14 protein-coding genes are annotated in these 15,502 nt (G+C 64.9%); 4 read left to right on the top strand and 10 right to left on the bottom strand.

The window, feature by feature from the left end; all coding sequences use genetic code 11:
• From A5645_RS03895 to A5645_RS03880, 4 genes are all read right to left on the bottom strand, one after another.
• The coding region (locus tag A5645_RS03895) for a DUF222 domain-containing protein (RefSeq protein ID WP_155767832.1) at positions 1 to 294 on the bottom strand (294 nt) is incomplete at its 3' end.
• Between the two features lie 305 nt (positions 295 to 599).
• Positions 600 to 3,512 (bottom strand): MMPL/RND family transporter, encoded by a 2,913-nt coding sequence (locus A5645_RS03890; protein ID WP_065128531.1) that lies wholly within the window; start codon positions 3,510 to 3,512, stop codon positions 600 to 602.
• The gene (locus tag A5645_RS03885) at positions 3,509 to 3,937 is read right to left on the bottom strand and encodes an MmpS family transport accessory protein (protein WP_172830455.1); all 429 of its coding nucleotides are present in this window, start codon (positions 3,935 to 3,937) and stop codon (positions 3,509 to 3,511) included. Before A5645_RS03885 ends, A5645_RS03890 begins: the two co-directional genes overlap by 4 nt.
• A gap of 233 nt (positions 3,938 to 4,170) precedes the next feature.
• A complete protein-coding gene (locus tag A5645_RS03880; protein WP_065128530.1) occupies positions 4,171 to 4,779 on the bottom strand; it encodes a TetR family transcriptional regulator in 609 nt (202 codons plus the stop codon).
• 125 nt (positions 4,780 to 4,904) lie between these two features.
• On the opposite strand from A5645_RS03880, the gene A5645_RS03875 reads away from it, so the two are divergent.
• A complete protein-coding gene (locus A5645_RS03875; protein WP_065128529.1) occupies positions 4,905 to 5,489 on the top strand; it encodes a carboxymuconolactone decarboxylase family protein in 585 nt (194 codons plus the stop codon).
• 5 nt (positions 5,490 to 5,494) lie between these two features.
• Here A5645_RS03875 and A5645_RS03870 read toward each other — a convergent pair whose 3' ends face one another.
• From A5645_RS03870 to A5645_RS03850, 5 genes are all read right to left on the bottom strand, one after another.
• Positions 5,495 to 6,655, bottom strand: a complete 1,161-nt coding sequence (locus A5645_RS03870) for an AAA family ATPase (RefSeq protein WP_065128528.1) — start codon at positions 6,653 to 6,655, stop codon at positions 5,495 to 5,497.
• 109 nt (positions 6,656 to 6,764) lie between these two features.
• Entirely contained in the window at positions 6,765 to 7,235 is a 471-nt protein-coding gene (locus tag A5645_RS03865) for a CAP domain-containing protein (protein ID WP_065128533.1), read from the bottom strand.
• A 426-nt stretch (positions 7,236 to 7,661) separates the two neighbouring features.
• The gene (locus A5645_RS03860; RefSeq protein WP_436405465.1) at positions 7,662 to 9,143 is read right to left on the bottom strand and encodes a PecA family PE domain-processing aspartic protease; all 1,482 of its coding nucleotides are present in this window, start codon (positions 9,141 to 9,143) and stop codon (positions 7,662 to 7,664) included.
• A 142-nt stretch (positions 9,144 to 9,285) separates the two neighbouring features.
• Positions 9,286 to 10,707 carry a Re/Si-specific NAD(P)(+) transhydrogenase subunit beta gene (gene pntB, locus A5645_RS03855; RefSeq protein ID WP_065037731.1) on the bottom strand — a complete coding sequence of 474 codons (1,422 nt, stop codon included), beginning with the start codon at positions 10,705 to 10,707 and terminating at the stop codon, positions 9,286 to 9,288.
• A 28-nt stretch (positions 10,708 to 10,735) separates the two neighbouring features.
• On the bottom strand, positions 10,736 to 12,271 hold the full coding sequence (locus tag A5645_RS03850) for a Re/Si-specific NAD(P)(+) transhydrogenase subunit alpha (RefSeq protein ID WP_065128526.1): 1,536 nt from the start codon (positions 12,269 to 12,271) through the stop codon (positions 10,736 to 10,738).
• A 126-nt stretch (positions 12,272 to 12,397) separates the two neighbouring features.
• On the opposite strand from A5645_RS03850, the gene A5645_RS03845 reads away from it, so the two are divergent.
• The 3 genes from A5645_RS03845 to A5645_RS03835 all read left to right on the top strand — a co-directional run bounded on the left by A5645_RS03845 (position 12,398) and on the right by A5645_RS03835 (position 15,172).
• The gene (locus A5645_RS03845; protein ID WP_065128525.1) at positions 12,398 to 13,414 is read left to right on the top strand and encodes a CobW family GTP-binding protein; all 1,017 of its coding nucleotides are present in this window, start codon (positions 12,398 to 12,400) and stop codon (positions 13,412 to 13,414) included.
• A 200-nt stretch (positions 13,415 to 13,614) separates the two neighbouring features.
• Complete coding sequence (locus A5645_RS03840; RefSeq protein ID WP_065128524.1) at positions 13,615 to 14,316, top strand: GAF and ANTAR domain-containing protein; 702 nt, start codon at positions 13,615 to 13,617, stop codon at positions 14,314 to 14,316.
• Between the two features lie 28 nt (positions 14,317 to 14,344).
• Positions 14,345 to 15,172 carry an acyl-CoA thioesterase gene (locus A5645_RS03835; protein WP_065128523.1) on the top strand — a complete coding sequence of 276 codons (828 nt, stop codon included), beginning with the start codon at positions 14,345 to 14,347 and terminating at the stop codon, positions 15,170 to 15,172.
• A gap of 4 nt (positions 15,173 to 15,176) precedes the next feature.
• Here the strand turns inward: A5645_RS03835 and A5645_RS28045 are convergent.
• The coding region (locus A5645_RS28045; RefSeq protein WP_253866846.1) for a hypothetical protein at positions 15,177 to 15,502 on the bottom strand (326 nt) is incomplete at its 5' end.

Below are 15,502 nucleotides of genomic sequence, written 5' to 3'. Positions count from 1 at the left end.
CCGACCCTCCCGCAACCCGGCCGCGCACTGCGGGAACTCCTCGAGCCGGCGCGCGATCGCGGTGATCGTTTTCGCGTTCGCCGAGGACAGGGCCATCTTCCAGCCCATCACCATCTCCAGCGAGCGCGCCCCGGTCATGCCCCACAATTCGTCGCGCTCAAGTTCGGCGGCGATCTCCACCAGCCGCCCATCAATGGCATTACGCTGCCCGGCCAACTCCGCCAACTCCTCGAACAACACCTCCAACCGATCCATAGGCCGCAGCCCCACCGGCGGCGACGCGATCGAAGACATAACCCCATCCTGACAGGAGGGTCTGACAAGTTCTGGCGTGAAAACCTCAGCAGCGGCTGGCTTCCCGGATTTTCTTCCGGTTCTGTTCGCTGCGCTTGCTCCGGGATCGACGGGTGGACACGACGACCGGCAGATGGAGCCGGAGGCAGTGGCGGAAACGGCGGGTCGATTGCCGGCAATGGCGGCGGCGGCGGCGGTGGCCGTGGCGGCGGCGGCATTAGTGGGGGCGGGGGAGGCGCCGGCGGCGCCCAATCCGGCGCGTGGTGGCTGGCGCATTTCGGCTTGCAATTGTTCTAGGACGTTCGCTAGGTGCTGGTCGTCACCAGTGCGTCATCCTTGGCCGACTCCTTGTTCGGCGTGGGCCACGGCGACGGCACCGGCCGCTGCCGCACCCGTTGCGGCCACCAGAACCACTTGCCCAGCAGCGCGGCGATCGACGGCGTCATCAGCGACCGCACAATCAGCGTGTCGAACAATAGGCCGAGTCCGATCGTCGTGCCGACCTGACCGATCACCGTCAGCTCGCTGACCGCCATCGTCATCATCGTGAACGCGAACACCAGCCCCGCCGAGGTCACCACCGACCCGGTGCCGCCCATCGCCCGGATGATGCCGGTGTTCAAGCCGACATGGATCTCTTCCTTGAACCGCGACACCAGCAGCAGGTTGTAGTCGGCGCCCACGGCCAGCAGGATGATCACCGACATGGCCAGCACCATCCAGTGCAGCTCGATCCCGATCAAGTGCTGCCAGATCAACACCGAAAGCCCGAAAGACGCACCCAGCGAGATCAATACGGTGCCCACGATCACGGCCGAGGCCACCACACTCCGGGTGAGGATCAGCATGATGATGAAAATCAGGCACATCGAAGCGATTCCGGCGATCAACAGGTCGTAGTTGCTGCCTTCCTGCATGTCCTTGAAGGTGGCCGCGGTACCGCCGAGAAGGATCTTCGAACCCTCCATCGGGGTGCCCTTGAGTGCCTCGTAGGCCGCCTTCTTGATCGCGTCGATATGCGAAATGCCTTCTGCTGACATCGGATCGCCGTCATGGCTGATGATGAAGCGCACGGCGTGGCCGTCCGGAGAGATGAAGTTCTTCATGCCCTTCTTGAATTCGGGGTTGTCGAACGTCTCCGGAGGCAGGTAGAACGAGTCGTCATTCTTGGACGCGTCGAAGGCCCGGCCCATCGCTGCGGAGTCGCGCTGTGCCCGCTGCTGCTGTTCCAGCAGACCCTTCTGGGTCGAATACATGGTCAGCATCATGGTTTTCATGTTCTTCATGTTCTGGATCATCTCGGGCATCAGCGCCACCATCTTCGGCATGAGCGTGTCCAGATGATCCATCACCGGCAGCAGGCTCTGGATGTCGTCGGTCATCGTGTCGATGCCGTCCAGGGCGTCGAACACCGACCGCAACGAGAAGCACACCGGGATGTCGTAGCAGTGCTTCTCCCAGTAGAAGTACGAGCGGATCGGCCGGAAGAAGTCTTCGAAATCGGCCATGTGATCCCGTAATTCGGCAACGTCGATCGTCATCGAGTGCATCTTGCCGACCATCACGTGCATGTCATTGGCCATCTGCGTGGTGATGCTTTGCATCTGCTCCATGCTGTTGATGGTTGTCTGCATCTCGTCGGACTGCTTGAGCATGTCGGCGATCTGGTCTTCTTGATACTTCTGCGTCATCTGCTGGCTGACGCCCTGCATGCTGATCTGGAAGGGGATCGACGTGTGCTCGATCGGCGTGCCCTCCGGCCGCGTGATGGCCTGCACGCGACTGATTCCGGGGACCCGGAAGATCGCCTTCGCGATCTTGTCGATCACCAGGAAGTCCGCCGAATTGCGCAGATCGTGGTCGCTTTCGAGCATCAGCAGCTCGGGATTCATCCGCGCCTTGGAGAAGTGCCGATCGGCGGCAGCGTAACCGGCATTCGCCGGCAGATCGGCGGGCAGGTAGTTGCGGTCGTTGTAGTTCGTCCGGTAGCCGGGCAGGGTGAGCAAACCGACGAGCGCAATACCGACCGTCAGGACCAGGACGGGCCCGGGCCACCGAACGACGAGCGCGCCGATCTTGCGCCAGCCACGGATCCGCTGCGCGCGCTTGGGCTCGAGAGTCTGGCGGAAGCGCGACGCCACCGAGATGACCGCAGGTCCAAGGGTCAACGCTGCCAGCACCACCACCACCATGCCGATGGCCAGCGGGACGCCCAGCGTCTGGAAATACGGCAGGTTGGTGAAGTGCAGGCAGAATGTCGCACCGGCGATGGTCAGGCCCGACCCGAGCACGACGTGTGCCGTTCCACCAAACATCGTGTAGTAGGCGTCTTCTCGCGATTCGCCGACCGCCCGGGCTTCCTGATATCGGCCGATCAAGAAGATCGCATAGTCGGTGGCAGCCGCGATCGCCAGCGTCACCAACAGATTGCAGGCGAACGTGGAGAGTCCAATGATGTTGTGGTAGCCCAGGAAAGCGACCGCGCCGCGGGCGGCGGCCAACTCGAATACGACCATCGCCAGCGTCAGCAACACCGTGACGATCGACCGGTAGACCATTAGCAGCATCGCGATGATCACCAAGAACGTGACGGCTGTAATCACCTGCAGGCTGCGGTCTCCGGCGAGATGCTGGTCGGCCTCCAGCGCCGAGGGGCCGGTGACGAAGGCCTTGACCCCATTCGGCGGGTGAACGCTTTTCACGATGTCTTGGACGGCCTCAACCGAGTCGTTGGCCTTGGTCTCGCCCATGTTTCCGACCAGATAGACCTGGACGTAAGCGGCTTTGCCGTCATTGCTCTGGGCGCCGGCCCCGGTGAGCGGATCGCTCCAGAAGTCTTGGACGTGCTCGACGTGTGCACGGTCGGCTTCGAGTTTTCTGACGATCTGGTCGTAGTAGGCATGCGCTTCGGCGCCGAGTGCGTTCTGGCCCTCCAGCACGATCATCACGGAGCTGTTGGACTTGTACTCCTTGAACACCTCGCCAACGCGCTTGGTCGCGATCACCGATTGCGCGTCGTCCGGGCTCATCGACACCGAACGCATCTTCCCGACCTCGTCGAGCTGGGGGACGAGGACGTTCAGCAGCGCGATCAACGCAATCCAGCCGAGGATGATCGGCACGGCGAACTTGCGGATGAAGTGCGGGATCCTCTCGCGCGCCGCGTGCTTGGCGACGGGGATGGAATCGGTTGGCGCGTCGTGGGTAGCGGTGCTCATGCGGATTTCACCAAGCAGGAGGTCAGGGCGTGCACGCCGCTGGCTGTTTTCTCGTCCTTGACTTCGTCGTCGACGGTGATGCGGCAACCGAGGTAGTCGCCGTCGCTCTGCGCCGAGATATTGGGGAACACCGAGGGTGCCGTGGTGCTGAGCACCAACGTCCAGGGCAACGGGGCGTTGTCCAGGCGCTGGGGCGAGGCGCTGAGATCGAGGTAGTTGACATTGGCCCGGGAGGCGGAGCCGAAGATCTCGTATTTGACGACCTTGGGTTTGAACGGCTTCGAGTCGTCCACCTTCGAGCTGGTCAGAGTGTCCTCCTGGTCGAGGGCGTAGAACGACTTGACTCGGGCCACGGCGAACCCGCCGATGACCACGACGGCCACGATCAATAGCGGCAACCAGGCATTACGCACGATTCTCGTCATGAGCTACCCGGTCCTTTCCTGGCGTGGCCGTGCCGTCGAGTCACATTGCGTGACAACGTTTTAGATGCGTTTTGGAAGCGGTAGTGCGGGGCAGTGCAGCGCGAAAAGGCCCGATGCGCTACGCCGGATTGCTTCGGAGTACCGAGGCAGGGTCAAGTACCGCGGCCGGACCATGGATACATGATCTGCATATTTTGCAGACTATGCAAGTTTGTGTGTCGCTGGTCACGCTCTCATTTGCTGAAGATGCTGTTGACCAGCGCGGCAGCTCGCTCGACGTAGGGCATCGGCGTGTCTTCGGCGTCCTGCGCATCGCTGCTGGACCAGCGTTCTATACCCGAACGCACGGCCGTTAAAGCCAACGCGGCGATCAGGGCGGGAATTTCGTCGTCGGAGTTCATACCCTGGCGCTTTGCGACGATGTCGGCCAGGTGCGTCTGGAAGCGTTCGAGGTCTGCCAGGAACGCCGCCAACACCGCCGGGGTCGTTTTCGCCAGATCCAGCATGCACACCGCCTGCTCGCGCTCGGGCGGCATGTCGCGCAGATGGTGTGCGGCCAGAGTGATGAGTTCCGCCAGCACCACCGAGTAGGGCGCCGGTCCGGCGGCGACGAATTCGGCGGCCAGCTCGGGCGGCAGATCGGACGGGCCGTAGGCGATCGCGGCTTCCTTGTTCGGGAAGTAGTTGAAGAATGTGCGGGTCGAAATACCAGCTTGGATGCAGATCTCCTCGACGGTCACCTTGTCCCAGCCTCGCGCTTGAGCCAGCCGCACGGCGGCGCCCCGGATATCCGCGCTGGTCTGGCGGCGGCGACGCTCGCGAAGACCTAACTGAGTCGACATAGCATTCAATATTTGCACGAAATGCACACTTTGCATTCATTCAGTGCTCGGGATTATTCCGGCGGGGTTTGCCGCGGGCATGGCAGCGGCGATACTCGACGGGGACATTTCTTGACGAAGGGGAGATGAGAGTGCCTCGAATCGCGCAGTCGGCGGCGTTTGCTGACATCCCGACGCAGGACCTGGGTCAAGGGGACCGGATCAACCTCGGAGTGGCCGGGATCATGAGTCGCCTGCCGGGCGTCGCCGAGGCGCTCGGCAACCTGACGGCCGCGCTGCGCGGCAACGGAACTCTGCCGCCGCGGCTTCTCGAGCTGGTGCGGTTACGCATCGCCTTCTTCAACCAGTGCCGCAGCTGCATCGCCGTGCGGTATGAAAGCGCCATCGCCGACGGTCTGGACGAGGCGGCGGTCTGCTCGCTGGAGCGTCCTGCCGACGCGGAGAACCTCTCGGCCGCCGAGCGGACGGCGCTGCGGTTCGCGGAGCTGTTCGCCACCAACCACCTCGCCATCGACGACACCGTCTACGACGAGCTGCGCGAGCACTTCACCGAGGACCAGCTGGTTGAACTCGGCCTGCACTGCGCGATCGCGCTCGGCATCGGGCGTCTGTCGGCGACCTGGGATGTGACCGACGACCTACCGGAAGCTTCGGATGCGCAAGGCACTGTGGCGCCGTGGAATTCGGCCTCGGTGGTGGCATCGGGCTGAGCGGGTCAGCGTTTGCCCCAGTCCCACGGCGGTGTGGTCAGCAGGGTCTGACCGGTGATGCGCGTTTCGCCGAAGTCCTTATACAGCTCGATCTCGACCGCGCGCTCGGCGCCGGTGTTGAGGGCTTCGCGCAACGCGGCCGAATGGGTGACGACCACCACCTGGGTGTGGCCGGCCGCGATACGAATCAGCGACGCCAACGGGCCGACCAGGCTGGGGTGCAGCGAGGTCTCCGGCTCGTTGAGCACCATCAGCGAGGGCCGCTGCGGGCTGAGTAGCGCGGCGGCCCACAGCAGGAATCGCAGTGTGCCGTCGGATAATTCGGCCGCTCTGAGTGGCCGGAGCATGCCGGGCTGCTGCAGCTGCAGATCGAACAGGCCGTTGCTGACGTCGACCGCGACGGTGGCACCGTCGAAGGCGTCGGCGACGATGCGGCTCAGGTCGTCGAAGCCCGCTTCAATGATCGTCTGGATCGCCGCGGCGAGGTCTCGGCCGTCGTCGGAGAGCACCGGGGTGCGGGTGCCGACCTGCGGTTGACGGGCCGGCGCGGCGGCGTCGACGCGGAAACCGTCGTAGAAGCGCCAGCCGCGCAGCCGCTCGCGCACCGCCGCAAGTTCCGGAAGCGCTTGCGGATGAGCGTATTCGGCGAGCACACTGCGGTACGGCGGTAGGTTGCGGCACAGTTCGTCGAATCCCGAATCCTCGCTGATTTCGGCGAATTCGCGGGTGCGGCGCACCAGGGTGGTGGCGCGCCGCAGCACCGGGCCGGCGAACAGGACCTCGCGTTTGATTTCCGGATCGCGGGCGAATGCCGACCGGTAGCCGGCCATCTGCGGTATGCCGAGATCGACCAGATAACCGAAATCATCTGCGGCGAAACCGAGCTCGAGCGAGACCGGCCGGGTGCGCGTGGTGCCCTGGGCCTTGCCTTCCCGACGGGCGCCGCCGAGTTGCTCCGGGCCGGCCCACAGCACAGATTCGAGCCCACCCTCGCGAGCCAGCGAGCCGATGACCTCGCCGCGGCCGCAGTCGGCCAGCAGGCGCAGCGCCCGGTACACCGAGGACTTGCCGGTGCCGTTGGCGCCCGTGACGACGGAGAGCGTGCCCAGCGGCAGGATGAGTTCGCGCAGTGAGCGATAGCCGCGCACCGCGACGGTCTGCAACATCCGGTTCTCCTATGTCAAGCCGCCGCAGTGTGGACTTGCACGTCGCTGTTCGTACGCCCATTGGATCATGAAAGCGACGGTGAGCCGAAACGGCTTGGCAGGATTCGGGTTAAAGACTCGCGAAGTCGCCGACGGCGGTCATCTTGTTGCCGTCCCAAGCTGTGGCGAAGCCCCCGGCGGTGAACCCGCAGTTCAAGATGATGGCCCGGTGTGGAGGACTTGTCATCCACGAGTCGAGCGCAGCGTTGGGAGTCGCAGCCGATCCGGTGCCCCAATAGACGATCTCACCCGTGCGGCTGGCCCTGGTGTAGCCCGCTTCCGCGATACGCGCTTGCGGGAGCGAGCCGTCCGAACCGAGGTGGCCGTTCACCGCGTTGGCCAACATGTCGTTGGCGTGCCGCTGCGCCGCCGCGGACAAACGCGGGTCATCAGCGATCGTCCCACATTCCGGGCGCAGTCCGTTGACACCGCTGTACAGCGCGCCGCCCGAATCGTCTGCGTGCGCGGTGAAGCCGGCCAGCGGGCCGAGAGTCGTTGCGAGAACAGCACTCAACGAGATGGCGGCAATTTTGAATTTCATCGTCATGTTGCCTCGGGCCATATTCGCTTTGCTGCAGGGCAATGCTATCCAGGTTCGGCCTCAAGAGTCGAGGGGCTAATTGCTTGGCCATGCCAAACCCGCACCTAGCGTTGCCCGTTGGCAGTGCCGCTAAACGCGGTGGGGTTCGGTGGCTTTTGATGTCATGCAACGTAACTCGTTCGCGGAGGGCCTCAACACGTTGCCCAGCGAGTCGCTAGGTCAGGACGCAGGTATTTGTCATCGTGGTAGCGGGCGCGACGGGTATGCGAGTCAGAGACCACGAAGACACCCGCCCTTTCCTCACGGGCCAAGGGAAAGCATGCTCTCTTTAGGCCACCGCATCGACTCACAAACTCGAACGCGACACTGAGCCGCCCTTTAGAAGCGGGCGCTGACACGGCCGAAACGGCCAGTCGGCTGAACCAATTACGGTTGATTCACGATCGTGCTGCCGCCGGGCACTGTGTAGTCAATGTAAATTGGCCGCTGGCCAAACGGCAGGTAGCCGGTGTTCATTAGGCCTGATGAGATGACGGTCGGCTGGTAGTTGCCGTTTGTGTTGAACGAGTACAGCAAGTGAGTCTTGGTCGGGCTGTCCCAAACTTCGAATGTGGTGTTCGGCGGCAGACTTCCTGCCCCGTTGATCACAAAGGACGGCATCGTGCCCATAACGCCGCCGGAGTCCACAATCGACGGCACGGCTATCGGAGTTCCGCCATTGGCAGTTACATAGAGGGTGGTGATCGGAGATCCGCCAGGCACAGTGAAGGCGGGCGTGCCGGTGTTAGGTCCGAACTGCAACTGCTGATGCGGCATATCTACCAGCACGCCGTGGTTGAGCGTGCCGGGCAAGGCCGCGTTCGGAATGCTCGGGCCGGGGCCCACCGCGTTCGGCCCGACACCCAGCACGCCATCCACCCCGGCCGTCGCGAAGTAGGCGTCGAACGGAGTGGTGAACGGGTTCTTCAAGAACTCGGTGAAGTACGCATTGATCGCGAAAGGCGAAGTCGGGATCGACAACAGCACCACATTGACACCCGTCGGCGAGGTGACGAGGCCGTTGCCGAAGTCCACCGTCGCCGGGAACGTCGCATACAGATAGGTCAAGCCGCCGCTGTAGCCGCTGATATTCAAACCGGTGGGCAGGCCCATCCGCAGCAGCCCCAACGGCCCGCCGACGTCTTGCATCTGGACCACCAGGCCCCGAGATCCGGTGTCCACCAGAATGGGCCCGGTTTGATGGCCATTGAGCGAGAGGTTCACGGTCGGTTCGGTGACCGCAACCGTCGGCATCGGGACGGTCTTTCCGTCCCAGCCGACGCCGCTGACGCCGGGGTTGCCAAACAGCAACCCGCCAGTGCCGCCCCGTCCCCCGAGGTCAAAGGGGAAGGGGCTGCCGTTGGGAAGCGCCCCTCCGTGTCCACCGCGGCCGCCGTTCCCGATCAAGCCCGCCGGACCACCGTTCCCGCCCGGACCGGTAAGGGGCGAGAAGCCGTCGCCACCGCTACCCCACAAAATCCCGCCAGCTCCACCGTTCGGGTTCGCGGCCGTCCCGGGCGTGCCGTTGCCGATCAGCGGCCGCCCCAGCAGGAACTGCGTGGGCGCGTTGATCACTCCGAGAACTGGGTCCAGCACAGATGCGGCCGCCGCCTCGGCGGACGCATACGAGCCGGAGGCCGCGTTCAGGGCCGTCACGAACTGCTGGTGGAATGCGCTCACCTGAGCGTTCACCAGCTGGAACTCGTCGCCAAACTCCCCGAACAGCGTCGCTATCGCGGTCGACACCTCGTCGGCCGCGGCCGCGGCCAGCCCAGTGGTCGGCGCCGCCGCCGCCGCGCTCGCGCTGTTGAGCGCCGAACCGATGCCTTGCAAGTCCGTTGTGGCCGCACTCAGCCAGTCGGGAGCCACGGCTAGGAACGACACGTCGGCCCCCCTCGTACGTCGAACAGCGCTCTTGCCCTAAAGCCTATCCAGATCCCGCCCCGGCATCTCGGCTTTCGGCCACTCCGATTGTTACCGCTCGGTGACGCCGGTAGCCGGGCGGGTGCCGTTAGAGCGCCGCCAGGATCGCGTCCACCCGGTCGCGGGCGTCGCCGAACAGCATCGCGGTGTTCTCGCGGAAGAACAGCGGGTTCTGCACGCCGGCATACCCGGAGGCCATGGACCGTTTGAACACGATCACGTTGTCGGCCTCCCAGACCGTGAGCACCGGCATGCCCGCGATGGGGCTGCTGGGGTCTTCGGCCGCGGCGGGGTTGACCGTGTCGTTTGCGCCGATGACCAGGACCACCGAGGTGTCGCCGAAGTCGTCGTTGATCTCGTCCATCTCCAGCACGATGTCGTAGGGCACCTTGGCCTCGGCCAGCAGCACGTTCATGTGGCCCGGGAGGCGACCCGCGACAGGGTGGATGCCGAACCGGACGTTCACGCCGCGGGCGCGCAGCCGGCGGGTCAGTTCGGCGACGCCGTTCTGGGCCTGCGCGACGGCCATCCCGTAGCCAGGGGTGATGATGACCGTGTCGGCCGACCCGAGCAGCTCCGCGACGCTTTCCGCGGTGATCTCGCGGTGCTCGCCGTAGTCCTTGTCGCTGGCCGGTCCGGCCTCGATGCCGAATCCGCCGGCGATCACCGAGATGAAGGACCGGTTCATCGCCTTGCACATGATGTAGGACAGGTAGGCACCGGACGAGCCGACCAGCGCGCCGGTGATGATCAGCAGGTCATTGCTGAGCAGGAAGCCGGACGCGGCCGCGGCCCAGCCGGAGTAGCTGTTCAGCATCGACACCACGACAGGCATGTCGCCACCGCCGATCGACGCCACCAGGTGCCAGCCGAGCAGCAGCGCCAGCACGGTCACCGCGGCGAGCAGCCAGATCGTCGGGTCGATCACGAACCACACCGTCAGCGCGGCGAATACCACCAGCGCACCGACATTCAAAAAGTTCTTCCCCGGCAGCATCATCGGGGCGGACTTGATCCGCGCCGAGAGCTTGAGGTTGGCCACGATCGAGCCGGTGAACGTCACCGCACCGATGAACACGCCGACCACGACCTCGGCCGAGTGGATGCCGGCCAGGCCTTCGGCGCGCAGGGCGATCGCGTCCGCGCCGTGGGGATGGCCCTCGATGTGCAGGTAGCCATTCCAGCCGACCAGCACCGCGGCCAAACCGACAAAGGAGTGCAGCAGGGCGATCAGCTCGGGCATGCCAGTCATCTCGACCACCCGGGCCCGCCACAGGCCGATCGACGCACCGACCAGCATGGCCCCCACCAGCAGCGCAACGCCCAGCGGCTTGATGCTGTGGTTCAGCGCCAGCGCGATGGTCGCGACCAGGGCCACGGCCATCCCGACGGTGCCGAAGGTGTTGCCGGCCCGGGACGTCTCGTGCCGGGACAGCCCGGCCAGCGCCAGGATGAACAACAGGGCCGCGACGACGTACGCCGCGGTGGCGGTGGTTTCTACCGTGAACAAAGGAAATCCTCCGGTTGGGCGCGCAGGCTCAGCTGCGCGAGAACATGGCCAGCATTCGCCGCGTCACTGCGAAGCCGCCGAAGATGTTGATGCTGGCCAGCAGGATCGCCACGGCCGATACCACGGTGATCGCCAGGTCGTCTTTGCCGATCTGCAGCAGGGCGCCCAGCACGATGATTCCCGAGATCGCGTTCGTCACCGACATCAGCGGTGTGTGCAGCGCGTGGTGCACGTGGCCGATGACGTAGTAGCCGATCACGATCGCCAGCGCGAACACCGTCAGGTGCACCTGCAGCGCCGCGGGCGACAGCGCGATCAGCGCGAACAGCACCGCGGCGGCCGCGAAAGCGGTGCCCAGCCGGCGTCCGGTGGACATCGGCTTCTTGGCCTGGGATTGCTTGGCCGGTTCGGCGGGCGTCGTGGTCGCCGGCGCCGCCGAGACCTGCACCGGCGGTGGTGGCCAGGTCTTCTCACCGTTACGGACCACCGTCATCGAGCGCTGCACGACGTCGTCGAAGTCCAGGACGAGCTGACCGTCCTTCTCGGGGGTCATCAGCTTGAGCAGATTCACCAGATTGGTCCCGTACAGCTGCGAGGACTGCGCGGGTAGGCGTCCGGCCAGGTCGGTGTAGCCAATGATGGTCACGTCGTTGTCGGTGACGACCTTCTGGTCCTTGACGGTGCCCTCGACGTTGCCGCCGTTGGCCGCGGCCATGTCGACGATCACGCTGCCCGGCTTCATCGAGGCCACCATGTCCGCGGTGATGATGCGTGGCGCCGGCTTACCCGGGATCAGCGCCGTGGTGATGATGATGTCGACGTCCTTGCACTGCTCCTCGTAGAGCCGCGCCTCGCGGGCCTTGTAGTCGTCGCTCATCTCCTTGGCGTAGCCGGTGGCGGAGACTTCGGCTTCCTCGGATTCGATCGAAAGGTATTCGCCGCCAAGGGATTTGACTTGATCGGCAACCTCGGGCCGGGGGTCGGTGGCGCGCACGATGGCACCGAGGCTGCCTGCGGACCCGATCGCGGACAGTCCGGCCACGCCCGCTCCGACGACGAGCACCTTGGCGGGCGGCACCTTGCCGGCGGCCGTCACCTGGCCGGTGAAGAACCAGCCGAACGCGTGGGCCGCCTCGACCACCGCGCGGTAGCCGGCGATGTTGGCCATCGACGACAGGACGTCGAGGGACTGTGCCCGCGAGATGCGTGGCACCGCGTCCATGGCCAGGACGGTGATCGGGCGCGTCGTCAGCTTCTCGACCCGCTCCGGTTGCAGTGCGGGGGAGATCAGGCTGACCAGGGTGGCGCCCTCGCGCAAGGCGTTGATTTCGTCGTCGTTCGGCTGGTTCACCTTCAATACGACGTCGGCACCCCAGGTCTGCTCGAACGAGCCGATCTCGGCGCCGGCGGCGACGTAAGCGTCGTCGGGAAAGCTCGCCGCGGCACCGGCCTGGGATTCGACAGTCACCGCGTAGCCGAGCTTGATGAGCTGTCCCACGGTCTGCGGCGTGGCGGCGACGCGCGTCTCACCAGGGAGGGACTCGCGGGGTATTCCGATGATCACTTGCTTCGGTCCGTTCGATGGGTTTGCAAATCGCCGCAAAGCCTACGGCAGGCGGCCATGCCCCCAAAAAACAGCGCCATTGGCTCGTTAACCTCGGAAGGCCGGACGCTGACGGGGGGAGGGGATTTGTCCGCGATACCTGTGATCGCGCTCACCGGACATCTCGGCGCCGGCAAGACCACCCTGCTCAACCACCTGCTGCGCACCCCCGACACCCGCATCGGCGTCGTCGTCAACGACTTCGGCGAACTCAACATCGACGCCGGCCTGGTCGCCGGCCAGATTGACGAGCCCGCGTCGATCGCCGGCGGATGCATCTGCTGCCTGCCCGACGACGGCGGTCTCGAGGACGCGCTCGTCAAACTCGCCGACCCGACCCGGCGCCTGGACGCGATCATCGTCGAAGCCAGTGGCATGGCCGACCCCGTAGCGATCGCCCGGCTCATCGGCTTCAGCAAGGTTTCCGGGGTGCGGCCAGGCGGGCTCGTCGACGTCATCGACGCGGTGAACCACTTCGACACCGTCGACCGCACCGAGCTGCCGCCGGCGCGGTACGGCGCGGCGTCGTTGATCGTGGTCAACAAGCTGGACCAAATTGTGGTGGATCAGCGCACTGCCTTGCTGGAGCGCGTCAAAGACCGGGTGTCACAACGCAATCCACATGTGCATGTGGTGGGCACCACGGGTGGGCGACTCGACCCGGCGCTGCTGTTCGACTCCTCGGACACCGTGGTGCAGTTCGGGCAGCTGTCGTTCCGCGAGCTGTTGCTGGACTCCTCGCACGATCACGCGCACGAGCACGCGGCGGCCGACGCCGTGACCGTCAGCAGTAGTGGCTGTGTTGACGTGGATGCGCTGATCGATCTGCTGGAGCGGCCGCCGTACGGGGTGTTCCGGCTCAAAGGTGTTGTCGCGGTGCGGCAACGGACGCGGGTACGGCATTATGTCGTGAACGTGGTGGGCAGTGCGGTCCATATCGCCAAGGCGCCCGCATCGGCGGTGCCCAATTGTCTGGTCGCTATTGGGATCGACTTGGATACCGAGGCTGTGCGTGAGGGGCTTACTGCGGCACTTCGGCCCGGCGCTGATTCGTCGGAAGCCGGCCTGCGGCGGCTGCAGCGGTACCGGCGCGACAGCGTGTAAACGGGGATCAGCGGCCCAATGCTGTCTTCTCAACACCGAAGTTGCTCGCCGCTGACCACCTCGCGCAGAAGCAGAGGCAACCATGCCGTTCCCGGCGCTATGAGGAGCGTACTCTTATTTGTCGCTGGTTATAATGCGCGTGGGCACCCGGGCGCCGCCGCATAAGTAGTCGTAATTTCGCAAATGACCTGGAGTAGGTATTGAGCGACGACATTTATCACGCTTTGTCGCAGCTGGCACGCAGCCTGCATAGCCAGCAGGACAGTGATTTCGATTCTGATCAATTGCTGCGTGAGGTCACCGAAATTGCCACGCAGATCCTGCCCGGGGTGACTCATGCGGGCGTGTCACTGGTGGTCAATCGCCGCCGTCGGACGCTGGATTCGGTCGCTGCTACCGGAGAGATTCCCCGACTGATCGACAGATTGCAGGACGAGCATCAGCAAGGGCCGTGCCTGGATTCGATGTGGAACCAATACACCGTCCGCGTCGACGATTACGAAAAAGAGACCCGCTGGCCCGAATTCGTCGGTGCCCTCGTTGAACAGACACCCGTGCGCTCGAGTTTGTCAATTCAGCTGTACACCAACGAAACTGAACTCGGGACCGTCAACTTGTACGCCGAAGAACCCGGCGCCTTCACACCCGAAGTCGAGGAACTGGCGTTGGCGCTAGCCGCGCAAGCGGCGGTCGGACTCGCGGGCGCCCGCAGCAACGACGAACTTCGAAGTGCCCTGGCATCGCGCGACATCATCGGCCAAGCCAAGGGCATCATCATGGAAAGCCAGCAGGTCAATTCGAGCGAGGCTTTCACGTTGCTGACGAAGCTCTCGCAAGAAACCAACACGCCGGTCTACGAGGTCGCCCGCAAACTGGTATTCAGAGACCGGCCGCAACCTTAGTTGCCGTCGTCGGGCAAGATACCCGGCGATGTCTTCCTCCTTCGGCGACGTACTCGCCACCATGGACCTCGAGCGGGTCGACCCGTGGCATTTCGTCGGGCAACAACTTCCCGCACCGGCCAATCACATTCTGGGCGGCCATATTTCGGCCCAGGCCCTGTTGGCGGCTAGCTACACCGCGCCGGGACGCGCCCCGCGCAGCGTGCACACTTACTTCCTGCGACCGGGCGACTCCCGTCGGCCGGTCGAATTCGAGGTGGTCGATCTGCAAGAGGGTCGCCGGTTTTCGGCTCGCCGGGTCACTGCACGGCAAGAGGGCAAGATCCTGATGGAGGCGATGTCGTCGTTCAAGGTGGCAGAGCCCGGGTCCGCTGAGGTGGTCTACCAGCCGCCGATGCCCGCGGCGCCGCAACCCGAGTCGTTGCCGTGGGTGGCCCCGCACCTGGCCGAGTCGGACGAGCGCACCCAGGGTCGGTGGGCGAGCCTGCGCTGGTTCGAACGTCGCCTCGTCGCCGCCGCCGAAGGGCCACCCGCCCGATCGGCGATGTGGTGGCGGCCCGACGGCGAGGTCCCCGACGATCCGGTGCTGACCGCGAGCCTGGTGGCCTACCTGTCGGCGGTGACGTTGACCGAGCCGGCGTTCGCGGCCCGCGGGAGCGTCGGGGATTCGTCGCAACGTGACCATTCGGTGTGGTTCCATGCCCCGGCGGTGTTGTCGGATTGGCTTCTGCTGGAACGGTCTTCGCCGAGCAGCGTGGATTCGCTCGCGCTCGCCAGCGGCACCATGTTCAACCGCACGGGCGAATTGGTGTGCACGGTGCGGCAGGAGATGTACTTCCCGCCGCACCGTGGCTGACCAATTAGCGCTTGATGTGCAGCGGGCCGATGCCGATGAGGTTGTCCCCGACCAGGCCGATGCCCAGGTTGTGGTTGCCGACGTTGAAGTAGCCCTGGTTGAAGTTGCCCTGGTTGCCGATGCCGAAGGCAGTCAGGATTGAGATTGGTGGGCCGGAATTGCCGATGCCGGTGTTGCCGATGCCGATGTTGAGGACGCCGTTGTTGCCGATGCCGACGTTTTGGCTGCCGGCGTTGAAGGCGCCAACGAGGTCGGTGCCGTTGTTGGCGATGCCGAAGCCGCCGAAGGTGGTGATCGGGTCGGTGGGGGTGAAGAACGGGCTGGTGTTGT

Origin of the sequence: Mycobacterium asiaticum (assembly GCF_001673635.1) — a bacterium.
GTDB classification, from domain to species: domain Bacteria; phylum Actinomycetota; class Actinomycetes; order Mycobacteriales; family Mycobacteriaceae; genus Mycobacterium; species Mycobacterium asiaticum_C.
This window is presented reverse-complemented; position numbering and strand designations above follow the sequence as displayed.